This is a genomic window from Bacillus sp. 1A (genome assembly GCF_052682215.1).
This window is the reverse complement of record NZ_JBQYLZ010000001.1, coordinates 5,009,955-5,034,771: the sequence shown is the minus strand read 5'-3', so window position 1 is coordinate 5,034,771 and position 24,817 is coordinate 5,009,955. Positions and strand designations below refer to the sequence as shown.

The following is a 24,817-nucleotide window of genomic DNA, read 5'->3' as shown; positions in this document are numbered from 1 at the left end:
CATTATGAGACCTTGCTTTTCTTTTTAAGTGGCATCATTTTCCCGTAAGTACCAAGACGCCAAATGTACTCAAGTGGCCCGTATTGATAACGTGACAGCCACCAGCGGCTAATAAAGATTTGTAACGTATAGAAACTAATGCAAAACAGAGGACCTACCCATAATGGAGCAAGATAATCATTTTTGAACAATAGTCCGAATACAAGTAATGTAACAATTGTATGCGAAAGGTAGTTTGTTAACGCCATTCGACCAACATACTGGAACGGACGTAATAATGTTTGCCATCTTTCTTTTTGTAATAAACGCATTAACGTGACAATGTAGAAGATGAACAATGTCTTTCCGCTTATCATCGTAATACCCATAAGTGAAAATGGTGTGTATGGTTGATTGTTCATAAAGAAGTAAACCATAATAAACCACATCGGTAATGTTAAAATGAACATAATGATTTGCCATTTTTTAAGTTTTAGATCTAATTCTTTAGCACGGCGGAAAATGTCTTTTTTACCGGCATATAATCCTAGTAAAAACAATCCTAGTGTTTCAGGAAGCATAATAAGACTGTTACTTATTGCTTCAGAATAGAAAGAATGGAATCTGTCTGTAATTTGTAAGCCCCAGTTTTCTAACGGCATAATGGCTATGGAAAGGCCTAGTTCATCTACCGGCACTAATAACATGAGAAGAGAACCTACTAATGTGAACAATTGCATGAAACTTAATAGTACAATTGACCATATTAAAATAGTACGTGGCTTTCTCTTGTAAAATAAAAATAAGAAAAATCCAGCGATTGCATAAGTATGTAAAATGTCCCCGTCCCATAAAAGAACGTAGTGTAAGAAACCAAATAATAATAAAATAAGTAAGCGGCGAACAAACAAAGTTTTTGGACGATCGGTTTTCGCCTCAGCACGATTCATAAAAATATAAAAACCTAATCCGAATAAAAACGAAAAAATTGTATAAAATTTCGTTTGAATAAACATATCGTAAAATAGGCGAATATAGCTGTCTATCCCTTCGTAAATTCCTGTAATATCACGTGAGTCAACCCCGGCGATAATTGGCCAGTTAACAAGAAAAATACCTAGTACAGCTATTCCTCTAATAATATCGATGGAATGTATCCTCTCGCCTTGTGAAATATTTTGTGTCATTATTTTCCTCCTTGTTAAGTAATTCCCTTTTATTATACAAAATGTAAAGAGGAGGGTATATAGGTAATTTCCAATTTTTAAAACTGTTAAGATATGTATTATGAGATATAATAAGAGTGCACAACAAGTTTTAACCTTCTTCAAAACAGGCAGTAAAGCTCCTTTCTATAAGGGGCTTTCTTTATGAAAAGTATTGATAATGATTCTCTTTAATGATAAAATGTATTTAAAAGTGATAATCATTATCAAAAAAGGTTGGTGCATGAGTATGGTATATGCATTAGTAGCAGGTACAGTCGCTGTATATGCAGTTATTGCAAAGTATGTTTTAAATGGAGTAGGAACAGCAAAATGAGTGATGTGACATAAAATCCCTTTCATTTGTAAAAAGAATGAAAGGGATTTTTTATTTTTAATGAGAATATGCTGAAAATTTAGTATGATAGTAAAGTGAAACTGTAATCGATGAGGGGATGTATTTCCTGATGATTATGAGCTCGCAAATGGTGGGAAAAAGTATATACATCTTGGATAAAGGGGAACAAGGGGATGACAAACATAGTACAGACAAACGGTATGAAAAAACTTGTTTGTTTTTATGAAGAGTGGCAAAAACACGGCGATGCAGAGAATAGTGTAAAGTTGTTTGAGGTGATTCAAAAATATAAACAAGAGCAGCTTATGATAGCGTTCTGCGGTCACTTCTCTGCAGGGAAATCAACGATGATGAATCATCTATATAAAGCGCAGTTGTTACCAACAAGTCCAATTCCGACAAGCGCTAACGTTGTCAAAATTGAAAAAGGAATGGATCGTGTTGTTGTAACAGTTAAATCTGGAGAACAGTACGAATATGATGGTGCATATTCAGCTGAAGAATTAAAACAAATTTGTAAAGACGGTGATGAGGTAATTGGTGTTCATATTTATCGGTATGATGCGCCAATTCCTGAGGGTGTTATGTTAGTTGATACACCAGGTATTGATTCAACAGATGATGCCCATCAATTAGCGACAGAATCAACGCTGCATCTAGCAGACGTAATTTTTTATATGATGGATTATAATCACGTCCAATCGGAAGTGAATTTACAATTTGTTAAAGAATTGAAACAACGTAATAAAACGGTTTATCTCGTTGTAAATCAAATAGATAAACATAAAGAAAATGAATTATCGTTTGAGGATTATAAAGATAGTGTAAAACAATCGTTCTCTAACTGGGATATTGAAGTAGATGGAGTGTATTATACTTCATTACGAATGATGAACCATACACATAATGAAATTGGAAGCTTAGAAACATTAATTATTTCTATTATGAAAGAAAAATTGCAGTATGTAAGAGATGGAATGGAGCGAGAAACAGAATATTTAATGGGGGAACATTTCTCGTTTATTCTTTCAGAAAATGAAAAAGCTCTTTTGAAATATGAGGAAGAGCTAGCATCGCCGCTTTCTATTTCAGAGATAGTTGAAAAGAAAGAAGAGCTAACGGAAACTAAACAACGCGAGGTTAGTAAAGAATCTCATGTGAGAAACGAATTTATAAAAGGCTTACAAGCTATATTAGATAACGCATATTTAATGCCATTTGAAACGAGAGAACTGGCAAATGCGTATTTAGAAACGAAATTAACTAAATTTAAGGTCGGTTTGCTGTTTGCGAAAGGAAAGACGGAGCAAGAAAAACAGAGACGTTTAGATGCTTTTTATTCTGCTTTGCAAAAGACTGTTGAAACGCAACTTGATTTTCATGTGAAAGAATTTATTGTTGCCTTCTTAAAAGAAGAAGGATTGTTCACAGAGGAAATTGGGAAAGACATATATGCTTTAGAAATTGCTTTTGGACCAGAAATGTTAGCTGAAGTCATTAAACAAGGTGCAGGTTTCACAGGTGATTACTTACTTCTTTATACAGCGGATGTAGCGAATGAACTGAAGAAACGTTATTTTACAAAAGCGCAGCAAATTTTTGATAAAAGTGCAGTCGTTTTAAAGCAAAAGGTGAAGGAAGCAGTTGCACGCATTGAAGAAGAGATTGAAAAATATATGATGTTGCAAACGGCAAAAGAAACGCAATTGCAATACAGTAACAATTTAGAGACATATGAAAGTTATTTGCAAAATGTTTGGCACGAGCGTGTTGCTACACCAGAAGGATTGCAAATAGAGGAGATATTGCAAAGTAAAACACAAATTGTTAGTGAGAAATTCACACTACAAGAGCAGGAAAGCGTAAACGATAACGTAATGGCTCGTGAAGAAGAGATAAAAGGAACGGCAGCTTTAAATATTCAGCGTATATTAGAGAAAGTGAAGAAAGCTGAAACGATATTAGAGCCATTGCCAGCGCTGAAACATGTACAACAAGAGGTAATAGAAAAAAGGCGTCGTGTGGAAACGAAACAATTTACAGTAGCGTTATTCGGAGCTTTTAGTGCTGGAAAATCATCATTTGCCAATGCATTGCTTGGTGGGAATGTACTTCCTGTATCACCAAATCCGACGACGGCAACGATTAATCAAATTTTGCCGGTTACAGAGGAAAAACCACACGGAACAGTAATGGTTCAATTCAAATCAAAGCAAGCTCTATTAGAAGATATGAAAGCTGTTTATAAGTTGTTTCATTATGAGATTACTACGTTAGATGAAGCGTTAGCACAAATTGATAAAGTTATGAAATATCCTTCACCAACTGGGAAGCAAAAAACAACATTTAGCTTTTTACGAGCGGTACAAAAAGGATATGATACGGTTTCTGCTCATTTAGGGGAGCAAGTACAAGTTACATTAGAAGAGTTTTCTTATTATGTAGCGAATGAAGAAAAATCATGTTTTGTTGAGTACATGGAGCTTTATTATGATTGTGCTTTAACAAGGCAAGGAGTAGCGCTTGTAGACACACCTGGAGCGGATTCTATTAACGCCCGCCATACGGACGTTGCGTTCCAGTATATTAAAAACGCAGATGCTATTTTATTTGTAACGTATTATAATCATGTGTTCTCTCGTGCTGACCGTGAATTCTTAATCCAGCTTGGTCGTGTAAAGGATACTTTTGCACTTGATAAAATGTTCTTCTTAATTAATGCGGCCGATTTAGCAGAGTCTGAAGAAGAACTTGAAATGGTAAAAGGTTATATCGCAGACCAGCTACTGCAATACGGTATTAGAAATCCGCGTTTATTTGCAATTTCAAGTTTATGTGCACTTGAAGAGAAGCAAGGAAAGAATATTGAAAAAGAGAAGTACGGTATTTTACAAAACTCTGGGATTGCTAAGTTCGAGGAATCATTTACATCCTTTATGATGAGAGATTTAATGCTCGTATCTGTTCATGCTTTATATGGTACATTGCAAGGCGCAGATCAGCTTTTAGTAAATATGATAAACGGTGCAAAGCAGGGGAATGAAGAGAAAGAGAAGCAAACGAAAAAATATGAAGCAGAGCGTGATCAGCTACTTCATATTATTTCATCATATAGTGTGCTTGCTGAAGAGCAGGCGATGCAAAATGAAGTGAAAGAATTGCTTTATTACGTGCAACAGCGTCTATTCCTACGCTATAACGATGTGTTTACTGAATTTATTAATCCAGCATCGCTGCGAACGGATGGGAATGTGAAAGTGCAGTTGCAACAGTGCGTTATGGAATTAGTAGCATTTATTCAGCATGATTTACTACAAGAGATGCGTGCGACATCATTACGCCTTGAGAAATGGATAGATGAAGCGATGAAGCGTGCAAAGAATGAAATTGTGGTGAACTGTAAAGTAGAAAATGAATCAATTTCTATGAGTGGGACAGTGGATTATGAATATAAAGATATTGCACATAAAGAACCGTTCCCTTCAGTTGAAATAAAAGATTTCAAAAAAGCACTGGCGCATTTTAAAAATGAAAAAAGCTTTTTTGAAAAAAATGATAAAGCTTTCATGCAAGAAGAGGCTAAAGTTGTATTAGAGCCTTTCGTATCAAACTATGTAGCTGATGAAAAAGATTTATTTGTTCATCATTATAAGCAAGAGTGGGATTTGAAATGGAACTTATTCCAAAAAGTGATGCAGCAAGATGTGATGAATTATTATGAAAGTGTATTATTTGCATTGGCTGAAACAATTGATGTATCACTATATGAACAAAGTAAAGAACAATTGCAAAAGCAGTTAGTAGAGATTGAAAAAGAAATTTATGTGATATAGTCGTTATGAGAAAAAGATTCGTTCAATTTTCTTTTGCAATACTGTATCTAAAGATTTGACAAACCCAGCAAATTCATCGGTAGAAATCATATGAGTAAGAACGAGGCGTCTGCCGTCTGGTGTTTCACCGCATAAGACGAATGAAGAAAATTCATATGTTTTGTTTTCTACTACTAATTTTGGATAGGAATACGTGTCGCTTTTCTTCTTCTTTCCATCAATAGAGATGACGTTGCACTTTTTCTCATTGTTGTCCATGGTGAATCCCTCCTTTCTATTATTTATGGTAGACAAGGAGGGTTTAGAACAATAGAGAAAGGGGAGTTTTTTATGTGTGTAGTAATAGAGTATATTTCGAAAGAAGCTATACCGAAACCTTTATTATTGCTTGCTGATCCAAGTGAGGGGCAAATTGATACATATGTACAAAGAGGGAAAACATATGTAGCTAAGCAAGAGGAGAGAGTTGTCGGTGTATATGTTCTTTTGGAAACAAGGCCGAAGACGATGGAAATTATGAATATTGCGGTTGTAGAGCATTTGCAAGGAAAAGGGATTGGAAAGCAGCTATTAAGTCATGCCATAGAAACCGCTAAAGGATATGGTATGTCAAAACTTGAAGTTGGTACAGGCAATTCTAGTGTTTCACAACTTGCTTTATATCAAAAATGTGGATTTCGTATTTTTTCTATTGATTTTGATTACTTTTCAAAGCATTATGAAGAAGAGATTATTGAAAATGGGATTGTATGCCGTGATATGATTCGGCTTGCAATGGAATTGAATGAGAACGTATAACTTATTTAGGGGGAAGAGAAGATGGAAGTACATAAAGCAATTACAGCACATTCTCGTAAACAAAATGAAAGTGTAAAAGCATGTTTACAATTAGATGCGCAGCGTGAAGCAGCTATTGAAGCAGCCGTATCTCTTGCGTCAAATGGGAAAGAATTTTCGGTTGATGTCATTAATGTTGTAACAAAGCAAATTAATGATCTTGCAAAAAATGGTGTTACACTAGAGCGTAAATATGTTACAGAAGAAATGGTTATGGAGTATGTAAGTCGTTTGCAAGAGAAAGAAGGTCGTTAAAGATGATAGTTACAGTCGAATGGTTACGTGAGCATATAGAAGATGAGAATGTCCGTATAATCGATTGTCGTTTTGATTTAGCGAATCCTAATTGGGGTAGAGAAAAGTATGAGGAAGAACATATTCTTCATGCATTATATTTTGATTTGAATTTAGATTTATCAAGTCCTGTAACAGAACATGGTGGTCGCCATCCATTGCCGAATATTGAGGAGTTTGCAGACAAGCTTTCACAAGCTGGTATTGATGAACATACGACAGTAATTGCATATGACAGTCAAGCGGGTGCAAATGCTTCTCGTCTCTGGTGGTTATTAAACTATGTAGGACATGAGAAAGTATATATATTAGATGGTGGATTTCCAGCTTGGAAAGAGAATGGACTACCGATAACAATGGAAATTCCTGTTGCTATACGAAAAACATTCAAAGCAAATGTACAAGATCATATGCTTGTAACGATGGAAACGGTGAGAGAGAATATTCATGCAGGTGCAGATGTTACGTTAATTGATTCTAGAGAGCCAAAACGTTATGCTGGTGTAGAGGAACTAGTTGATCCAAAAGCAGGACATATTCCGACAGCAGTAAACTATTTTTGGAAGGATGGAATTGTACAATCAGGGCAATTTAAGAATGAAGCTGGGCAACAAGAACGATTCCGAAATCTTTCGAAAGATAAGGAAACAATTGTATATTGTGGTTCTGGTGTTACAGCCTGTCCAAATATCCTTGCATTGAAATTAGCTGGATTCCAAAATGTTAAATTGTATGCAGGTAGCTGGAGTGATTGGATTTCTTATCCAGAAAATCAAATTGCAAAAGAAGAAGATTAATCACTTGCATGCAAAAATAATTTGTATTAAAATAAGGTCACAAGCAAGAAATTGCTCGAAAAACTTTGTATTTTACACATTGGAAACAATGTGATAATATAACGACAGGTAAATAATACATCCTGCGGTGTACGTAACTTATTTATGTCTAAAACCGATGTTAGTTATACGGAAGCTCAATATTTAGCGACCATCATCAAGCCTTCCTTGTGGAGGAAGATGTACGGTAACTGTGAGGGCATCCACCTGCGAGTAGCGGGTTTTTGGACATTTACGAGGAGCGGCACGTGCGGGGGTCTTATTTCAACTAACATTATATAAAATTCCTACGGTGTACGTAGCTTATGCATGTCTTAAACCAATAAGTTTAATATGGAAGTTCAATATTTAAATGTAGCTAACATGCCATCTTTTTAAGAAGGAAGTTACAAACATTTGTGAGAGCATCCACCTGTGAGAGCAGGTTTATGGACATCTAGAGAGAACGGCATATGTGGGGCTATATAAAAACCTTACGTTTTATACGTAAGGTTTTTTTGTTGCATAAATATATCTATTTTATCTGGATTCACCTGTGAAGTTTCCATAATAAATATAGCACTTTCTATCTTCATCAATCTCTCTTGAATCTAAAGCGAACTCCATATGCATGCCGTCGCGCTGAATATATATAAGGTCTGAATGAAGAGATGGCAAAATTTCTTCATAGTTCCATACATCTTTCCGATCTATTATGCTTGAACTCGTTTCACTTAGTTCTCTAACCTCAAAACCGATGTGAGAGTATGTAGGATCTGAAGGGTCATTTGCAAACTCTTCTTTTTGAATATATATAACTGCTGTTCCGTCTGGATCTACTGAAGTAGCAGTAACAACATATGTCTTGTTATCCTTTATAAAATATTCACACGTCATGCGTGCGATGATTTCAGAGTTAGAAATATTTGCGTAGTTCCATAAAGCAGGATACCTTTTCGTTTCATCATTAAGTCGATATTCTAAGCGCATTTTATCCGATACGATAAACTTAACTAAATCTATACAATTCAATCAAATTTACACGAGTTAGTGCTTCATTGTGTTCTCGCAACCCCGAAGGGACGAGGGGTATAACACTCCACACGAGGCAGTATCGTTACCTCCTATTATCAAGCATTTATTTTACCCATCTTGATAAATTTATCGATGCATTTACATCCCTATCGTGATGGCTATTGCATGGAACACAACGCCACTCACGTATTTTTAAACTCCACTGTCCTTCTGGTTGAACTGAATGGTCGTATTTAACGCCGCAACATGAACAAATCTTGCTTGAAGCGAACCATTTATCAGCTTTTACATACGCAATGCCATACTTCTCACACTTGTATGATAAACATTGAAAGAAGAAGTTTAATTTTTGAAATGAAAATGCTTTCGATAGTTTTTTGTTTTTTAACAAGTTTGAGATAGATAAGTCTTCCACAACAATCCTCATTGGTTTGGTTTTCACCAATTTAGCTGTTGCTTGATGGATATGGTTATTTCGGATATTCGTAATTTTCCTAGATAACCGCAGGTGCTCAGCTTTCGCTTTTTCATATCCGGCAGATTGAATTTTCACACCTTTTTTTAATCTCCTAGACATATCTCTTTGAGCTGACCTTTTCCTTTTCAAAAGTTTTTTAACCTTAGCATCTTTGTTTATATTTCGTTCTTTCGTACCATTAGAAGCTACAAACAGCTCTTTTAAACCAACATCCACACCAATCGACTCATTGGTTAATTCTTGTAATTCAAAGTCTTCTTGGAACCCTACACTAATCCACCAGTGACGACCATCAAATGTAACTCTTGGATTGGATGGTTTTTTGTTTCTTGGTAGTTGTTGGCTTGTTTTCACTTCTCCAATGGACTGAATATGAACTACTTTCTTTCCTATAGTCAGTCTTTCATAATTGGCATAAAATCCTTGGATTAAATCTTTTTTGGATTTATAAGAAGTGTGATAACCATTTTTGTACTTTTTGAACGAATTTTTTCTCGCCTTATCAAAATCTTTTGAAGCCTGTTTGGGAACTTGTGCATTAATGTCTTTTAACCACTCATATCTCTTTCGCTTCTTGATCTTTGTAAATCGTTTCTGTAAAGCTAACTGTGAAACAGATTTTCCAAATAGCTTATAATATCTATCACTCATTCTTTTACAATAGTTATAAGCGAATCTTGCAGCACCTGCATGGTTTCTAAGCACTTTTTCTTGTTCAGGCGTTGGAATCAATCTAACTTTCTTCGCCAATATCATCAGAATGTAACTCCTTTAATGAAAGATTTGTTCTTCTGAATCGTAGCGTGTTCCACCAGCATTCTCTTAAGACTACTAGGATACAAACCTGTTAATTCCGATACTTGACTAACTCGTAAAAATTTCATTATTATTCTTACCTCATTAAACCTACCGTAGCACATATGTTCGGCGCATTCAATGAGGTTTGATAGATTTAATTAAATGTATCTCGTTCAACTAAGGGCGCAATTCCTTAGCCAGTTCTCTTATGAACTTCTCATGTTTTCACATGAGCGCAGACTATATGTTTATCTCTTTAGAGATAGAGGATTTTTCCATCACCATAAGCTTGTGATGTACTCTCGTCAGTTATACGAGATAGTCGTTGAACGTTCATCTTATCTATTTTGACTTAGACGATTCGATGCGGAAGACCCATTGTTCTAGTGTTTAGGATTTAACCTTGCACCATCTGATTGATTTTTTCTGCTTTCGCGACATTCACGCTCGCTATTTCTAGCCACGTTGTAGTTCAATCAGCTTTAGGGATTGTCCGCAGTTAACCCTCACTACTAGCCAATCACTTGACTAGCAGGGCTTACTGATATATTTAATTAACTTTCGTTATAATTGTTTAAATAAATCGTAACAGTTAGTTACCCTCTTCTTCCTTTTTCTTCTACTTTATCATGCTATCTTATATAATAGGAATAGAATTTAAAAAGGGGAGTGCGAAGGTGACAAAAACGAAATGGCTAGTAGGTGGTGTCGTAACGTCTTTAATGACTGGCACCTTATTTGGCTGTGCACAAGATCTTCCCCCAAAACCGAATGATAATAGTTGTTCAGATTGGGATTGGGATGATGAACTTGGGGTATGGCAGTGTGATGATAGTAGGTCAGGTTATCGTGGGCATTATTTTTATGGTGGGAGTTACTATCAAAATAAATCCACTTTTAAAAATTCATCGGCGTTTAAATCTTATCAATCGTCTGCGGAATTTAAAGGTGGAATTGGAAGCGGTTCAAAGGGAGGATTTGGGGGCTAACATATGTCGCAATACATAAGGGATCGAAAAGAGTTTTATTCGAAATATCCGAATTTTTGGTCGGATTTATATGAATGTGAGTATAGTTTGTTTCATATTTTCCCTATAACAAATCAGACTATGAAACAATTACAAGTAGCAACTGAACGAATGGGGAAAATATTTTTTAAGACTGCTAAACTTTTGCGGAATTTAAGTGACGAACAGCTTCTTGAACTTGGGTATCCTCCTGCAAGCTTATCTTTCATTAGAATGAAAGGATTATATCCTGAATCTGTTATTTCACGATTTGATTTCGTTTTAACAAGTGATAACCACATTAAAATGCTTGAGTTTAATAGTGATACACCAACTTTTATTATGGAATGTTTTCAAATGAATGGAAAAATTTGTAGGAAACTAGGCTATGATGATCCAAACTTGGGTCAAGAACGATTACTATCTTCTGGTGTTACAAAGGCCGTAATGGAAGCGACAAAGGGAATAGATAACCCAAATGTTGTTTTTACAGCACATCATGAACATATTGAGGATTGGAATACGACTATGTATTTGAGTCAGTTATGCCATGTTGAAAATAAAGTAGTGCCAATGTCAGAACTTAGAATTACAAAAGATGCTTTAGTGGATAGAGATGGAGTACAGGTTGATATTTTATATCGCCAAACATATCCGATAGAAGATTTAATTGAGGATCAAGATCCTGAAACAGGAGACTTCGTAGGTGTGGAACTGTTGCAACTTGTAAAAGCCGGAAAGCTTTTTATAATAAATCCTTTGTCAGCATTTTTACTTCAGCCAAAATCAATTCAGTGTCTGATTTGGGGGTTAGCAGAAGAAAAGGCCTTTTATACAAATGAGGAACAACAGTGGATTAAAGAATATATGTTACCTACATATTTAGAACCAGATTTATTTTTAGGAAAAGGCTCTTTCGTTCAAAAACCTTCATTTGGTAGAGAAGGAGACACAATTACCGTTCGCGATAAGGCCGAAAATATTATGATTCAAAATGCACACCAAACGTATAAAGCGTCACTGCCGATATTTCAAAAGTATACAGAACTTCCAGTCGTATCTTTGGAAACAGAGAAAGGGATGGAGAAACTGTCGTATGTGTTTGGTTCGTTTTTAATTGCTGGAAAAGCGAGTAGTATCGGTATTCGCGCTGGGGAAAAAATTACGGGGAATGAATCGTACTATTTACCGGTAGGTATAAAAAAGGAGGAAAGTATATGATTAATTTTTTATTATATTTAGCAGTAACACTGGGCCTTTTATGCATTGGTCTGTTCCTCATGGAAGTGACAACGAAAGTAAAAGAATTTAAGTTAATGGCCCAAGGGAATAAGGCGGTAAGCTATGTACTTGGAGGACGATTACTTGGGTTAGCTATTGTTTTATATTCGACAGCAGCTAATTCCATTTCACTTCTTGATATGGTTTCGTGGGGAGCCGTTGGGATTTTGGCTCAAATTATCGTCTTTTATTTAGCTGAGTGGCTTACACCACGCTTTAATATAAACAAAAGTCTTGAAGAAGATAATCAAGCAGTCGGTCTTTTTCTTATGTTTTTATCGCTTTCCATTGGGATTGTAATTGCTGGTTGTATAACTTATTAAAACCTTTACGTTTAAACGTAAAGGTTTTTATTTTATATACGTTAGTTCGCCATACCTTTCGAAAAAATTGTAGGCTACTGTTGACATCTATTTTAAATAAGAGTAACATTTTCTATGTAATAAAAATAAGTCTCTGTTAGGTGAGGCTCCTGTATAGAGAAATGCTACTGCCCAAAAATGTCGAGAGACGCCAATGGGTCAACAGGAATGATCGAATTAAGGTTTTTCTTAACGTAGCTGGTAATGTACCTATGCTATACAGTGCTAAAACTCGGCGAGGGAGAGGTCCGTAGATTTCTAATTGTTTAGGAATCGTTTATTTGTGTATGCCATGACCTTTACTCTTTTCGGAGTAAGGGTCTTTTTGTTACAAATCTATGAGTAACTTCATAGTATAAACTATAAAATTAAACGAGGAGGTGAGGAGCATGTCAAATTCTGACTCGGTTCCGTTACCCATATACTTCAAATCAAAAATATATGATGTAGGCAGGAAACGACTTGTTCCTCCCTCTATATTTATCATAATGTAGCGTTTATATGCATGTTCAAGCGCCAAACACTGTTACGGTAAAGTGGATAAATTGAGAAACAAAGCGTTTCTTCCTATGTTGTACAGGAGGAGACGATAATATGTTATATGCAAACAAAACTGTGGGTAACACGTCATATAAATTAAGTAAAAAATCAATGAAAGAACAAACAATGCTTCAAAAAAATAAAGATTTATTAATTGAAATCGCAACGAGAGATGTAAAATCTGTATTTGCGTATTTTAAAACAACAAGAGACGGATTATCTATGAAAGAGGCACAAAAACGCATTCAAGTATACGGCCGAAACGAATTAATTTCAAAAAGAGCGCGTATTGCGGAAGTAATGATGAAGCTAAGTGGAATGATTCCAGGTTTTTCAAAACAACATGTGCGTGATGGATTACAATGTGAGAAAATTACTGTGTCTCGAGTAGAATGTTCTAGTGTAACAGGTTTAAACGGTGAATTAAAAATGATGAATGTGCCAGTACAAGAGCTTGTTCCTGGGGATATGATTTTTCTTTCAGAAGGTGATACAGTACCAGCAGATGTACGTATCATTTACGCGAATGATTTATTAGTAAATGAATCCGTGCTAACAGGAAAAGATGCAAGTATTGAGAAATTTGAAAGTTGCTATCACCTTGAGCGTAAACGATTTATTCCTTTAAAACGAATGAAAGACTATAATCCACTTGAACTTGAAAACGTATGTTTCAAAGGGACTCATATTGTTGGCGGAAATGCAAAGGCTGTAGTTGTTTCGACTGGGAAAAATACGTATACAGGAATTCTTCATACTTGTTGCAGTAGAACGTCTTAATGTGTAAATGATGCTAAATATACAAAAACAATGTATAATAGACAAAGTTGAAAAAACGTAGAATGGTAATCTATTTATATAACCTTACGTGATGACGTGGGGTTATTATTTTTTTGGTAGGAGAGGGATTATGAAAAAAGTATTATTAGTTGATGGTATGGCACTATTATTTCGTGCTTTTTACGCAACAAGTGTCTACGGACAATTTATGAAACGACAAGATGGTACCCCTACAAATGGGATTCATGGTTATATGAAACATTTATTAACAGCTATGCAAGCAATTGAACCGACACATATCGTAACATGCTGGGATATGGGTAGTACGACATTTAGAACAGAATCGTTCTCGAATTATAAAGCGAATCGTGTAGCGCCGCCTGAAGAATTAATTCCGCAATTTGATTTAGTTCAAGAAATGACTGCGAAATTGTCTATTCCAGTTATCGGTATGAAAGGGTATGAAGCGGATGATTGTATCGGTACGCTTGCAAAACAATACTGTAATGAAGCGGAAGTTTATATTTTAACAGGCGATACGGATTTACTTCAGCTTGTTGATAAAAACGTTACAGTTATGCTCTTGCGCAAAGGAATTGGAAATTACGAATATTACACACCAGAGAAAATCATGGAAGAAAAAGGCGTAGAGCCGTGGCAAATCGTGCATGCGAAAGCGTTTATGGGAGATACGAGTGATAATTACCCAGGTGTAAAAGGTATCGGCGAAAAGACAGCGTATAAATTGATTCAAGAGCATGGAACAGTAGCAACCGTACTAGAAAATGTAGCAACATTAACGAAAGCGCAGCGCACAAAGATTGAAAGTGATTTAGAGAACTTAAATATTTCATTACAATTGGCACAAATTCATTGTGAAGTTCCAATTTCATGTTTACTAGAAGAAGGATTACACACAATGGATGAAGAAAAACTTAGATTCGTTTGTGAAGAAATGAATTGGGGAAGACCTGAAATATTAATCAATATGCTATAAATAGTTTTGAAAGAGAGGTGTTATATAAGTCAAACTTTGACTTATATAACACCTCTCTTTTTGTTTTTACGAACGGTATAGTAGTAAATAAAATTATATCGAACTCAATTTTAAATATATAAATGTTTCGACAAAATATATTGATAGAAGTTGATGACAATAGCAACTTTTATAATGAAATGAAGCAATTTCAAAATGGTTTTAGGATGATCACATTTTTGTATGTTCACAAAGTTGTCAGAAAATAAATGAAATTTTAATATGAAGTTCAAATGGAATTCACAACAATCAATTATTATAAGGGCACACAGATAATTCCTTATCTTTTATATAAACCATCCCCCAAGGAGGACAATGAAAATGAGAAAAAAAGTGAGAAAATCTTTTAAACAATTATTAATTGAAAATAAACAATCACTATTAAATAATAAAGAAAATATGAAAGAAATTGAAGAGAGAATTGAGAAACGACATGTAGCATATAGTGGTGCCAATAATTAAATAAAATAAAAAAGATAGCCTTTAAAGGCTATCTTTTTTATTTTATATTGAAAAAACTCTATTCCTCTCTTTAATTTTGTAACTATGCAAGATGTTTTTATAGTGTTTTTCTGTCAATATTATTCATTTTTCGAGGTTGTAATTGGTATATATCAATTTTGGAGATTCACTATTCATAATATTACAAAAAATGTTACAATACATTCAAAATTACGCTATAAAATCATTTTAATATGAAAAATTGGAATGAAAAGAAAGGAGAGGAATATGAATAATGGTGTCGCTTTGAAATGATTATTATCATTTCAGTAGGAGTTGATGTAAAACGATGGATAGGTATGAAGAACTGGATTCTATACGAGGAATTTCTTCATTGATAGTAATGATTGGCCATCATTTAATGATTTTTTCAGTATTTCAAAATTACAGTTATGAAGATAATAAACCATTTGTTATTTATCTATTAAAAGAAACACCTGCTCGTCTAATTTTTAGTAGTGGTAACGAATCTGTTATTATCTTTTTTGTTTTGAGTGGATTTGTTTTGTATAGATCCATTCAAAAAAACTACGATAGCTATGGATCATTCCTTTTAAAGCGTATATGTAGAATCTATATTCCATATATCGTAGCAATAATTATAGCTATTTTATGCCAGACTACAATGAGTAAATATGGTATTTCTAATTTAAGTGAATGGTTTAATCGCTCATGGACGATTGAAAGTTCTTTAAGCTTAATAGCGCAACATATTTTATTAATTGGGAAATATAATACAGATGCATATAACGGCGTAATTTGGTCACTTGTTCATGAAATGCGAATATCGATAATTTTTCCGTTAGTTTTGATGGTTTGTTTACGAAAAACGTTGAGGTATTCATTATTGTCATTGTTTAGTTTTAGTATATGTTCTGTCGTGATTTTATTTTTATTTCACTCAAGTTTAACATTAACTAGTTATGCATTAACGCTGCATTACACAGTGCTGTTTTTACTAGGAGCACTAGTTGCGAAATATAAAAATAATTTAATAGTTTTTTATAGTAATCGTACTAAAAATGAGAAAATTGTATGGTTTTTATTTGCGGTTTTACTTTATATGTATGAAGGGGTTGTTGGAGAAATTAATTTGCTTAATAATTTTATATTTCGGGACTACGTAGTAGCGATAAGTGCATGTTTATTTGTCATATTAAGCTTGTCAGTATCAACTTTGTCATCCTTGCTACGTAATAAATACTTGTTATATTTGGGGAAGATTTCTTACAGTCTTTATTTATACCACATCATATCTTTATTTTCCCTAGTGTATATGCTTCATGAAATATTTCCGTTACCTATTGTTTTAATGTTATCGCTCATTCTTTCGTTTATACTAGCAATAATTTCTTATTTGTTTGTAGAAAAATTTGCATTCAGGATCGGAAAGTATATAACAAAGCAATCGAATTTAGAAAAGAAAAGACTATCTGCAGAAAGTGAGTTGCAGGATGTCATTCAAACAAAGGCGGTGAAATAATTGAAGCAAGAAATTAGTATGAAGGATTTTCAGCAGCTATTGAAAAGAAGAGTAGTAACAATTATTTTGACGATGTGTTGTGTAACAGTTTCTTTAATTCTTATTTCTATGTATATATTAAAGCCTTCGTATCAATATTCAACGCAAATTCTCGTTGGGAATTTAGATGGGTTTAATAAGGAAAATGCAGTGAATAAAACACAGGAAAATAAGCAACTTGTAACGTCGTATGTTGATATATTAAAAAGTCCACTCATTATTTCAACGGTTAAAAAAAATTTGAAATTAGAGCAATCAACTTATGAATTAGCACAAAAAATTTCAGTGGTGAATATGGACAACTCACAAATCGTTACTGTCACAGTAAAAGATTCGGATCCTACAATCGTCAAAGAAATTGTAAAGTCATTGGCAGAACAATCTCAAAAAAGCTTTCAACAGTATACGAATGTACAGGGGATAAAAATATTAACTGACCCTGAGTTACAGGAAAAAGCTGAAAAGTTGTTTCCGAAATTTCAACTTATCATTCCTATCTCTTTAATTGTTAGTTTTTTTGTTGGGATAGGTTTAGCTGTATTTCGAGATTATTTTGATGAGCGTATATACGTGGAACAAGATTTAGAGAAAATAACAACAGTATCTGTTATTGGTCACATAAATATGAAACCGAATAGAAAAAAGAAATCTACAGAAGTTGATGCGCAATCATCTATATATCGAGGTGAACATGTCGATGTTTAAGACAAAGAAAAAGCTGCCATTTAATCCGCATGATGCTTTTATGAAAGAGCAGTTTTATACGGTGTATCACGAGTTGAAAAAATCGGGGAAACAAGTGTTCACAGTTACTTCAACGAAGGATAGAGGTGTTATCGCGTCGCTTATAGTAAATCTAGGGGTAGTGTTTGCAGAGATGAAAAAAAAGGTGTTACTTATCGACGTGAATTTTTCTGATCCTAAACTACATCTACTATTACAAAGCAATTATACGAAAACAGTGAACGATATAATAAAAGATTCCCCTTGTAGTTATGAACCCTTTTCTAGTAATTTATCTAAATACTTATATTGTATTCCTGCCCAAAAAACAGTACACACCGGAACGCCTTTAGTTGCTACGGATGAATTTGATCATGTAATGGCGAAGTGGAAAGAAGATTTTGATTATATTTTCTTGTATTCCTCTGAAGTATTTGAGCTTCCTGCTACGCACATGATTGCAGGGAAATGCGATGGAGTGGTCTTAGCAGTCAAAAAGCGAAACGATTCCCTACGTAAGGTGCAAAAAGTGATAGCAAATATAAAGAGGAAAGAATGTGAATTAATAGGTATAGTTTTATATTCTTGAATGTGGGGGTAACGATCTATGATTCGTGAAACAAATCAACCCAAGTTGTATACGATTCCGGCTCAAGAAAAGACCAGTATTTTGAATCGAAGTATAAAGCGCTTGTTTGATATTATATTTTCACTCATATTGTTACTATTAACGCTACCAATTATGTTGTTCTTTTGTATTATGATTGCTTTCGAAACAGCAGGAGCTCCAATTTATTTTCAAGAACGTTTAGGGATTAATGGAAGGAAATTTAATGTATTTAAATTAAGATCGATGGTAAAAGATGCTGAAATAAATGGACCACAATGGGCAAATGAAAAAGATCCAAGAATTACTAAAGTTGGATCTTTTATAAGGAAAACGAGAATTGATGAGTTACCGCAACTTTTAAATATTTTAAAAGGTGATATGTCTTTTGTCGGACCAAGACCAGAGAGAGAGTATTTTTATAAACAATTTGATACGTATATTCCAGAATTCAAGGACCGTTTAATAGTGAAGCCAGGGTTGACAGGATGGGCACAAATAAATGGAGGATATAATCTTGATCCGAAAGAAAAATTGAAATTGGATATGGAGTATATTGATTTGAAAACGTTTAAGATGGATATTCGGATTTTGTGTAAAACCGTTTTAATAGTATTGAACGGTAATGGTGCAAGATAAATATATGTAAGTAGGTTGCTTGCAAAGGAGAGCAGGTATGGGGAGATCTATTTTAAATAATATTATCCATCTATTTTATAGCACAATTTTAGCTAATCTTCTTCAGGCTGTGAGTTTAATTGTTTTAGCAAATTTTTTTAATGCACAAAATTATGGGATGTTTAGTGTTGCCATAGCAGTGACGTTTGTTATGTTATTTTTTACAGATTTAGGACTTACGAATACGTTTCTTCGAGAAGGGGCAAAAGATGGAGTAGACTTAGAGACAATTTTATCGTCGTATATAAAAGTAAGGATGATTCTACTTATTTTTATTTCTATAATCGGCTATATTGCTATTCATTATATGTATGCGGATAGAAATTTGATTTATATGATGATAAACGTAATGTTTTTCATGTTAATAGGATTAACTTGGCAAAATATAGGGATTGCCTACTTTCAGCTGACCGAGCGTATGAAGTATATAGCGCTTATTAAAATTGTATCAGCGGCAGTTGTCATTATCATTACATGTTTTTGTATTTTCGGAGAGTTACCAGTTTATATAACTGCTCGTTTATATGGATTTGGTTATATGATTGGTGGTGTATTCAGCATATATGTAATGAAAAGAAAGACGAATATGAACATGAAAGTCGTAATTTATAAAGCGTTATTTTGGCAATTGACACCTTTTATTATTAGTGGTTTTTTAATAATGAGTACGCCACAATTAGCACCTATCTTACTTAACTATACATTGCCATTAAGTATGGTAGGTGTTTTCGCAGTGGCGTATCGGATGCCAGCAGCTTTATATCAAGTGCCAGGGGTGATTGCAGGTGCATTTTATCCAGTACTCTTTAAGCATTATAATCAGAATAATTTAGAAGAGCATACGAAATTAAACTTACTTCAAATAAAATCAATGGCGATTGTGGGAATATGTATGACGATAGGTTTATATCATTTAGCGCCATACTTTATTTCTATATTTTTTCAGGAGGAATGGAGAAATGCAGTAGAGCCACTCCAAATATTATCATTTCTCATTGTGCTGCAAAGTTTAAATATTGCTATAGCTGACGGCTTAACAACGAGTGGACGTCAAAATAAAAGAACGGTGGTGCAATGTATAGCATTAGTGATAGGTGGGATTATGCTTTATAGCTTTAGTAGTATTGGTGGAGTGATAGGAGCGGCTTACGCTATGGTTTTATTTGAAATTGTGGCTTTAGTTGGGTATATAGCGGTAAGTGTAGTGAAGAAAAAAATTGTATTCCAAATTGTAATACCGTATACAATTTATTTTGGCGTAACTTTTATTGGAGTGCAATATATATTGGACACATATCATTTCATTGCGCTCGTTCTGAATACGTTAATCGTAGTAGTTGGTATATTCCTATATGATTACGAGCTGAAAAAACTTCTTCTTTCGTTTATAAGAAAAACACGCAAAAAGGATTATATTACGAAACAGGGGATATAGCCTATGGAAAATAATATAAAGATATCGATGAAATGGATTATGCTCTTAATATTATTTGTCATGTTAAGTAAATACAACATATATATTGGATTTTCGCTGAAGATATATATGATTTTTTTAGTTATATATTTTTGTTTAACAATTAAAAACTTTCATATTCAAAAGCTATATTTTCATGAAGTTGTATTTTTACTATTTTATTTCATCTATTGTTTGAGTGGCATTCTTTCTATATATTTAAATGCTAGTATTCGTATGATTCTTGGTGTGCTACTTGTTTTAGGGTGTTATTTTATAATGAGAAATTTATTAGGAAATGTTGAAATAGCAACACTCGAATCATCTATCGTCTATGTAGGATTCGTATTTAATGTTGTAAGCCTAATACTTTATATAGTCGGTTTACAGCACTTTGGATTATACGGTGGAGAAGAGAGAGAAATTTTTGCTGGACTATTAGTTGATAGAGGGTATCCAAGATTAATTGGTTTGCTAGATGATCCTAACATTTTTATTTTTTATAATACAATATTTTTGATGTATTATATGACAAATCTACATAATATGACGAACATTATAGGATTGATTTTATGTGTTACGACAAGTTTATTAACTTTTTCAAGAGGAGGGATATTAGCACTTATGCTTGTCGTTTTTGTATATATATGTACATCTAGTTTTGCAAAAAAAATAAAAATAATGATAAGTTTACTATTATTTGGTGTAGTGATTTTTAGTTTATCAAATAGTGTAATGGGTGGCCAATTGGATGACATATTGAATAAACGAATTTCTGATTTTTCGCACGATAATGGAAGTGGTAGATTTACATTATGGGAAGCTGCTTTTAAATATTATGTATCCAATCCATATATCGGAATCGGTGCATTTAATTTTTCGAATTATTATGAGTTTCAATTTAATGAAAAGTTATATGTACACAATACATTTTTAGAAATTTTATCTGAATCGGGTACAATTGGTTTTCTTTTATATAGCGCTTTTTTATTCATATTAATGTTCAAGTTAACGCAGTATACTTTGTTTCGTGAAAAACCGTACCTTTTATTGACTATGATTGCATTTTTATTTCAGATGATGTCATTGTCACTTATTATTAACGAAGCGTTCTTTTTATTTTTAGCAATGGTTGTGAAGTATATTTCAATATATGAAGGAAGGGGAAAGGTAGATGGTAAAATGTCTATCAGTACATAATAAGGCGCCTCATGTTTCTGTAATAACACCTTCTTATAATAGTATACGATTTATAGGTGAGACGATTTTATCTGTACAGAATCAATCATATGAAGATTGGGAAATGATTATCGTTGATGACGCTTCAACTGACCAATCTCTTGCAAAAATTAAAGAGATAATAGAAGGAGACTCGCGTATTAGATTATTATCATTAAAAGAAAATGTTGGTGCTGCTAAAGCTCGGAATATAGCGATTGAAGAGGCGAGAGGAAGGTATATTGCCTTTTTAGATAGCGATGATATATGGTTGCCTCATAAATTGAAGACGCAATTGTTATTTATGGAAGAAATGAATGCGGCCTTTTCATATGCATCGTATAGTTTAATCGATGAAAACAGTAATGAACTAAATCGTGAAGTGGATGTACCGAAAATTGTTGACTATCATTGTTTGGCAGGAAATACAATTATCGGTTGTTTAACAGTAATGATTGATCGTGAAAAAATTCCGCATATTGAAATGCCTAGTGTACAGCCGGAAGATACAGCGTTATGGCTGAACTTATTACATGAAGGACATGAAGCGAAAGGGATACAGCAAGTGTTAGCAAAGTATAGAATTGTAGCAAATTCTGTTTCGAGAAATAAAATTAGAGCCGCTTTTCGTTATTGGAAATTATTAAGGGAACAAAAACGACTTAATGCTGTGCAAATCCTTTACTATTTTAGTAAGTATGCTTATCATGCCTATAGAAAAAATAAAATCAATGTAGTTGGGAAGACGCAATTATGAATATATTGTTGATGACAGATAAATTGATAACTGGAGGAGCTGAGAGTTATTTCTGTAAATTGGAAAGCAATTTGCGTGATGAGAAATTTACGGTTTATACAGCTGCAGGTGATGGAGAACTATATGAGTCTCTTACTAGAAAAGAAAATTTCATGTTACTTAGTCGATGGAATCATCTGAGAAATATTCAGTACTTACGAAGTGAGATTTGTAAACGAAAGATAGAACTTATTCATGCAAATAGTTTGCGAATGGTATTATATTCCTTTTTAATTCGAAAGTTTATGAAAAAACAGATAAAAGTCGTGTATACGAAACATAATGTAACGATATTAGAAAAGAAAATGCCAACTCTTTTTCGTTATTTTATAAATAAATATGTGAATAATATCATTACAGTAAGTGAGTTTGAAAAAAATAATTTAATTTCAATGCATGTAGCAGAAGAGAAAATAAAGACAATTTATAACGGTGTGGATATTGAAAAGTTTTTATTCCAGCAGAAAAAGACAGAATCTATTTATAAAATAGGGATATTAGCAAGACTATCCAAGGAGAAAAACCATCAATTATTTGTAAAAATTGCAAATGTGTTAAAAAAAAGAGATGACTTTTTGTTTTATATTGCTGGTGATGGACCAGAAAAAGAATCTATTATGAAAGAAATAGAAAAGTATGGATTGCAGCAAAGTGTAAAGATGTTAGGGAATATTTCAGAGCCACATAGGTTTATAGGAAATATGAATGCCCTACTTTTATTATCTTTTCGTGAAGTGTTTCCAATGGTGGTAATTGAAGCAATGGCTACAGGAACACCGATTGTTTCAATAGATGTTGGTGGAATAAATGAAGCGGTAATAGATGGAGAATCAGGTATTTTGTTAACTGAATATTGTGAATATATATTCGCGAGTGCGCTTGAGGAACTACAAGGAAATGAGGAAAAGGTGAATGGTATTAGACTGAAAGCACGAGAGAAAGCAGAGAGATATTTCTCATTAACTAAAATGATAGAAGAAACGAAAAGTATATATGAATTAAACAAATGACCGTGCAAGTCGTTTGTTTTTTTTATTAGAGAAACTTTTAAGAGAAAACTCACATATTATATGAAAAAGGTAATATGAGGAGTGAATTTATTTTGTCAGAATATATTTCTTCCCAAGAAGATTGTGCACCAGAAAATAGTGTCCATATTGATTGTTTTGGTGCAGTTCCGAACTCAGGGAATGATAGCTCATTAGCAATTCAACAAGCTATAAATTATTGTGTAGCGAACCGAATTTCGACGGTTAGAATTACAGGGATTAATACGTACAAAATTGTAAAACCGATTGTTATTAAATCAAATGTAAGATTAGAGCTAGATCCTACTGTTACGTTGCAAATCGATGGAGATTTTAATGCGTTTGAACTGCAACAAAATGCGTCTATTACAGGTGGTACAGTTCAAGTTATAAACCCAGTGTTTCAATCTGCTGTCATTTATGTTTCCGGTTCACAACAAATAGAAGTTCCTAATCACTCTCTTATATCAAATATTAATATAATAAATGCAACGTCGTCATATAAAGGTAAGGCTATACACTTTTATTGTCAAAAAGCATGGGATTATATTAGTTTCTTTCAAGTTAACTTTATTCAAATTAAAAACTTTCAAACTGCAATACATTTGAAGACAGAATATATAGATGATATAAATACACCTTGCTGGATTAACGCAAATGTATTTCAATCTATATTTATTGATGGATGTCAGTATGGGATAGAAGTTGATGGAAACAGTGATTTACCAAATGAAAGTTCAGGAAATACGTTTCAGGATATTCAAGTGCAATGTAGACAGCAAACGAAAAAAGTCATTCGTTGTACGGGTGCCTATAATACATTTGATTGTATGATTTGGGATACGTACAGGATGAGTAGTGAACAGATTGTCATTGAATTTTCTTCTAATTCACATCGTAACTACCTTTTTTCAAATTTACTTTCCACAACTATTGTAGATAAAGGGCAATACAATGTTTGTACGTCTACCTATGAAGAATCTCTTCGAATTCAGTTACCGATTACGTTAAATAAACCACATTTAATAGGGAACCAAGATGATATTTTAGTAAACGCTCAGCAAAAGTATACTGTTAAGCAAGTTAGTGGGAAATTACCTTATGGAGGGAATCTTGCAAATTGCTTCAATTTAATAGATGAACAAAGTGTAAACTATATCGATGTTCCAGATAGCAATCCAGTTGTGATTGAGCTAGATTTTACGAAAAATCCAATCAAAATGTTAAATTGTTTTGGAATGTATTTTGGATGGGGAGAGAGCCCGAAGAAAATTAAAATTGAATATGCATTAAATGCAACTGGAAATTGGGTTGTTGCATCGGATGTTCCATTAAATGTAGGCGATACAATTATATCGAATATGAAGGCGAGTCAACTATATAAAGTAAGAATTACATTGAGTGGTTATTCTCAAGACCATAAACGTTTTCGGATTAATCGTATGTTTGCGAGGTCTTCTATGGAGAATGGGAATGCTTGGTTAGCGACAACTGGTGGAAGAATGTTTGGAGATATTGAAATAGAAGCAAGTAAAGGTATCATTATGAAGACTGCTAGTGGAGCGAAATGGAAAGTAACGATTAATGAGGCTGGTCAGCTTATTACGACTAAAATAACTTGAGATGATGATTGGTTGTAAATGCTTGGACGAG

23 protein-coding genes, 2 other RNA genes and 1 riboswitch are annotated in these 24,817 nt (G+C 33.7%); of the genes, 21 read left to right on the top strand and 4 right to left on the bottom strand.

Features of this window, described 5'->3' with window-relative positions; translation table 11 throughout:
* Positions 1–2 precede the first annotated feature (2 nt).
* Entirely contained in the window at positions 3–1,166 is a 1,164-nt protein-coding gene (locus tag ACUN0F_RS25655) for a DUF418 domain-containing protein (RefSeq protein ID WP_445540404.1), read from the bottom strand.
* A gap of 549 nt (positions 1,167–1,715) precedes the next feature.
* Between ACUN0F_RS25655 and ACUN0F_RS25650 the strand changes: the two genes are divergently transcribed.
* Positions 1,716–5,375 (top strand): dynamin family protein, encoded by a 3,660-nt coding sequence (locus ACUN0F_RS25650; protein ID WP_445540403.1) that lies wholly within the window; start codon positions 1,716–1,718, stop codon positions 5,373–5,375.
* Between the two features lie 3 nt (positions 5,376–5,378).
* On the opposite strand, the gene ACUN0F_RS25645 is transcribed toward ACUN0F_RS25650, so the two are convergent.
* Positions 5,379–5,633: a DUF3931 domain-containing protein gene (locus ACUN0F_RS25645; RefSeq protein WP_000369740.1), complete on the bottom strand. Its 255-nt coding sequence runs from the start codon at positions 5,631–5,633 to the stop codon at positions 5,379–5,381.
* A 72-nt stretch (positions 5,634–5,705) separates the two neighbouring features.
* Between ACUN0F_RS25645 and ACUN0F_RS25640 the strand changes: the two genes are divergently transcribed.
* The 5 genes from ACUN0F_RS25640 (at position 5,706) to ssrS (ACUN0F_RS25620) (ending at position 7,807) form a co-directional block, all read left to right on the top strand.
* Positions 5,706–6,173: a GNAT family N-acetyltransferase gene (locus ACUN0F_RS25640; RefSeq protein ID WP_264462469.1), complete on the top strand. Its 468-nt coding sequence runs from the start codon at positions 5,706–5,708 to the stop codon at positions 6,171–6,173.
* Between the two features lie 21 nt (positions 6,174–6,194).
* Positions 6,195–6,467, top strand: coding sequence for a YpbS family protein (locus tag ACUN0F_RS25635; protein WP_000451816.1), 273 nt, complete (start codon positions 6,195–6,197; stop codon positions 6,465–6,467).
* A 2-nt stretch (positions 6,468–6,469) separates the two neighbouring features.
* Positions 6,470–7,303, top strand: coding sequence for a sulfurtransferase (locus ACUN0F_RS25630; protein WP_000637539.1), 834 nt, complete (start codon positions 6,470–6,472; stop codon positions 7,301–7,303).
* A gap of 116 nt (positions 7,304–7,419) precedes the next feature.
* A non-coding RNA gene (gene ssrS / locus ACUN0F_RS25625) (6S RNA) lies at positions 7,420–7,602 on the top strand.
* Between the two features lie 21 nt (positions 7,603–7,623).
* Positions 7,624–7,807: non-coding RNA, 6S RNA (gene ssrS / locus ACUN0F_RS25620), on the top strand.
* Between the two features lie 54 nt (positions 7,808–7,861).
* Here ssrS (ACUN0F_RS25620) and ACUN0F_RS25615 read toward each other — a convergent pair.
* Both ACUN0F_RS25615 and ACUN0F_RS25610 read right to left on the bottom strand, forming a co-directional pair.
* Positions 7,862–8,311: a hypothetical protein gene (locus ACUN0F_RS25615; protein ID WP_001235541.1), complete on the bottom strand. Its 450-nt coding sequence runs from the start codon at positions 8,309–8,311 to the stop codon at positions 7,862–7,864.
* A gap of 148 nt (positions 8,312–8,459) precedes the next feature.
* Positions 8,460–9,590, bottom strand: a complete 1,131-nt coding sequence (locus ACUN0F_RS25610; protein WP_445540402.1) for an RNA-guided endonuclease InsQ/TnpB family protein — start codon at positions 9,588–9,590, stop codon at positions 8,460–8,462.
* Positions 9,591–10,309: 719 nt separating this feature from the next.
* Between ACUN0F_RS25610 and ACUN0F_RS25605 the strand changes: the two genes are divergently transcribed.
* The 15 genes from ACUN0F_RS25605 (at position 10,310) to ACUN0F_RS25535 (ending at position 24,786) form a co-directional block, all read left to right on the top strand.
* Positions 10,310–10,621: a hypothetical protein gene (locus ACUN0F_RS25605; RefSeq protein ID WP_000169026.1), complete on the top strand. Its 312-nt coding sequence runs from the start codon at positions 10,310–10,312 to the stop codon at positions 10,619–10,621.
* A gap of 3 nt (positions 10,622–10,624) precedes the next feature.
* Positions 10,625–11,860, top strand: a complete 1,236-nt coding sequence (locus ACUN0F_RS25600; protein ID WP_445540401.1) for a glutathionylspermidine synthase family protein — start codon at positions 10,625–10,627, stop codon at positions 11,858–11,860.
* On the top strand, positions 11,857–12,243 hold the full coding sequence (locus tag ACUN0F_RS25595; RefSeq protein WP_000606860.1) for a DUF350 domain-containing protein: 387 nt from the start codon (positions 11,857–11,859) through the stop codon (positions 12,241–12,243). Before ACUN0F_RS25600 ends, ACUN0F_RS25595 begins: the two co-directional genes overlap by 4 nt.
* 125 nt (positions 12,244–12,368) lie before the next feature.
* Positions 12,369–12,534: riboswitch (M-box (ykoK) riboswitch) on the top strand.
* 342 nt (positions 12,535–12,876) lie between these two features.
* Positions 12,877–13,602: a P-type ATPase gene (locus tag ACUN0F_RS25590; protein ID WP_000964966.1), complete on the top strand. Its 726-nt coding sequence runs from the start codon at positions 12,877–12,879 to the stop codon at positions 13,600–13,602.
* A 130-nt stretch (positions 13,603–13,732) separates the two neighbouring features.
* Positions 13,733–14,599, top strand: coding sequence for a 5'-3' exonuclease (locus tag ACUN0F_RS25585; protein ID WP_087980021.1), 867 nt, complete (start codon positions 13,733–13,735; stop codon positions 14,597–14,599).
* 360 nt (positions 14,600–14,959) lie between these two features.
* Positions 14,960–15,100 (top strand): FbpB family small basic protein, encoded by a 141-nt coding sequence (locus ACUN0F_RS25580; protein WP_046955196.1) that lies wholly within the window; start codon positions 14,960–14,962, stop codon positions 15,098–15,100.
* Positions 15,101–15,428: 328 nt separating this feature from the next.
* Positions 15,429–16,622 carry an acyltransferase family protein gene (locus tag ACUN0F_RS25575; protein ID WP_264463150.1) on the top strand — a complete coding sequence of 398 codons (1,194 nt, stop codon included), beginning with the start codon at positions 15,429–15,431 and terminating at the stop codon, positions 16,620–16,622.
* The gene (locus ACUN0F_RS25570; RefSeq protein ID WP_098146514.1) at positions 16,623–17,366 is read left to right on the top strand and encodes a YveK family protein; all 744 of its coding nucleotides are present in this window, start codon (positions 16,623–16,625) and stop codon (positions 17,364–17,366) included.
* Positions 17,353–17,973, top strand: a complete 621-nt coding sequence (locus tag ACUN0F_RS25565; protein ID WP_264463152.1) for a CpsD/CapB family tyrosine-protein kinase — start codon at positions 17,353–17,355, stop codon at positions 17,971–17,973. Before ACUN0F_RS25570 ends, ACUN0F_RS25565 begins: the two co-directional genes overlap by 14 nt.
* 18 nt (positions 17,974–17,991) lie before the next feature.
* A complete protein-coding gene (locus tag ACUN0F_RS25560) occupies positions 17,992–18,630 on the top strand; it encodes a sugar transferase (RefSeq protein ID WP_264463153.1) in 639 nt (212 codons plus the stop codon).
* A gap of 37 nt (positions 18,631–18,667) precedes the next feature.
* Positions 18,668–20,104, top strand: coding sequence for an oligosaccharide flippase family protein (locus ACUN0F_RS25555; RefSeq protein ID WP_445540400.1), 1,437 nt, complete (start codon positions 18,668–18,670; stop codon positions 20,102–20,104).
* A gap of 3 nt (positions 20,105–20,107) precedes the next feature.
* Complete coding sequence (locus ACUN0F_RS25550) at positions 20,108–21,322, top strand: O-antigen ligase family protein (protein WP_264463155.1); 1,215 nt, start codon at positions 20,108–20,110, stop codon at positions 21,320–21,322.
* Positions 21,297–22,097: a glycosyltransferase family 2 protein gene (locus tag ACUN0F_RS25545; RefSeq protein WP_445540399.1), complete on the top strand. Its 801-nt coding sequence runs from the start codon at positions 21,297–21,299 to the stop codon at positions 22,095–22,097. The genes ACUN0F_RS25550 and ACUN0F_RS25545 overlap by 26 nt, the downstream gene beginning before the upstream one ends.
* The gene (locus tag ACUN0F_RS25540) at positions 22,094–23,146 is read left to right on the top strand and encodes a glycosyltransferase family 4 protein (RefSeq protein WP_445540398.1); all 1,053 of its coding nucleotides are present in this window, start codon (positions 22,094–22,096) and stop codon (positions 23,144–23,146) included. Before ACUN0F_RS25545 ends, ACUN0F_RS25540 begins: the two co-directional genes overlap by 4 nt.
* Positions 23,147–23,238: 92 nt before the next feature.
* Entirely contained in the window at positions 23,239–24,786 is a 1,548-nt protein-coding gene (locus ACUN0F_RS25535) for a hypothetical protein (RefSeq protein WP_445540397.1), read from the top strand.
* The last annotated feature ends 31 nt before the right edge of the window (positions 24,787–24,817 follow it).

What these genes read in the sequence shown, in the direction of transcription:
- ACUN0F_RS25610 (WP_445540402.1), bottom strand. Translation starts at nt 9,590, where the DNA reads ATGATATTGGCGAAGAAAGTTAGATTGATTCCAACGCCTGAACAAGAA.
- ACUN0F_RS25655 (WP_445540404.1), bottom strand. Translation starts at nt 1,166, where the DNA reads ATGACACAAAATATTTCACAAGGCGAGAGGATACATTCCATCGATATT.
- ACUN0F_RS25580 (WP_046955196.1), top strand. Translation starts at nt 14,960, where the DNA reads ATGAGAAAAAAAGTGAGAAAATCTTTTAAACAATTATTAATTGAAAAT.
- ACUN0F_RS25585 (WP_087980021.1), top strand. Translation starts at nt 13,733, where the DNA reads ATGAAAAAAGTATTATTAGTTGATGGTATGGCACTATTATTTCGTGCT.
- ACUN0F_RS25645 (WP_000369740.1), bottom strand. Translation starts at nt 5,633, where the DNA reads ATGGACAACAATGAGAAAAAGTGCAACGTCATCTCTATTGATGGAAAG.
- ACUN0F_RS25590 (WP_000964966.1), top strand. Translation starts at nt 12,877, where the DNA reads ATGTTATATGCAAACAAAACTGTGGGTAACACGTCATATAAATTAAGT.
- ACUN0F_RS25560 (WP_264463153.1), top strand. Translation starts at nt 17,992, where the DNA reads ATGATTCGTGAAACAAATCAACCCAAGTTGTATACGATTCCGGCTCAA.
- ACUN0F_RS25540 (WP_445540398.1), top strand. Translation starts at nt 22,094, where the DNA reads ATGAATATATTGTTGATGACAGATAAATTGATAACTGGAGGAGCTGAG.
- ACUN0F_RS25575 (WP_264463150.1), top strand. Translation starts at nt 15,429, where the DNA reads ATGGATAGGTATGAAGAACTGGATTCTATACGAGGAATTTCTTCATTG.
- ACUN0F_RS25545 (WP_445540399.1), top strand. Translation starts at nt 21,297, where the DNA reads ATGGTAAAATGTCTATCAGTACATAATAAGGCGCCTCATGTTTCTGTA.
- ACUN0F_RS25630 (WP_000637539.1), top strand. Translation starts at nt 6,470, where the DNA reads ATGATAGTTACAGTCGAATGGTTACGTGAGCATATAGAAGATGAGAAT.
- ACUN0F_RS25565 (WP_264463152.1), top strand. Translation starts at nt 17,353, where the DNA reads ATGTCGATGTTTAAGACAAAGAAAAAGCTGCCATTTAATCCGCATGAT.
- ACUN0F_RS25555 (WP_445540400.1), top strand. Translation starts at nt 18,668, where the DNA reads ATGGGGAGATCTATTTTAAATAATATTATCCATCTATTTTATAGCACA.
- ACUN0F_RS25550 (WP_264463155.1), top strand. Translation starts at nt 20,108, where the DNA reads ATGGAAAATAATATAAAGATATCGATGAAATGGATTATGCTCTTAATA.
- ACUN0F_RS25640 (WP_264462469.1), top strand. Translation starts at nt 5,706, where the DNA reads ATGTGTGTAGTAATAGAGTATATTTCGAAAGAAGCTATACCGAAACCT.
- ACUN0F_RS25635 (WP_000451816.1), top strand. Translation starts at nt 6,195, where the DNA reads ATGGAAGTACATAAAGCAATTACAGCACATTCTCGTAAACAAAATGAA.
- ACUN0F_RS25615 (WP_001235541.1), bottom strand. Translation starts at nt 8,311, where the DNA reads ATGCGCTTAGAATATCGACTTAATGATGAAACGAAAAGGTATCCTGCT.
- ACUN0F_RS25650 (WP_445540403.1), top strand. Translation starts at nt 1,716, where the DNA reads ATGACAAACATAGTACAGACAAACGGTATGAAAAAACTTGTTTGTTTT.
- ACUN0F_RS25600 (WP_445540401.1), top strand. Translation starts at nt 10,625, where the DNA reads ATGTCGCAATACATAAGGGATCGAAAAGAGTTTTATTCGAAATATCCG.
- ACUN0F_RS25595 (WP_000606860.1), top strand. Translation starts at nt 11,857, where the DNA reads ATGATTAATTTTTTATTATATTTAGCAGTAACACTGGGCCTTTTATGC.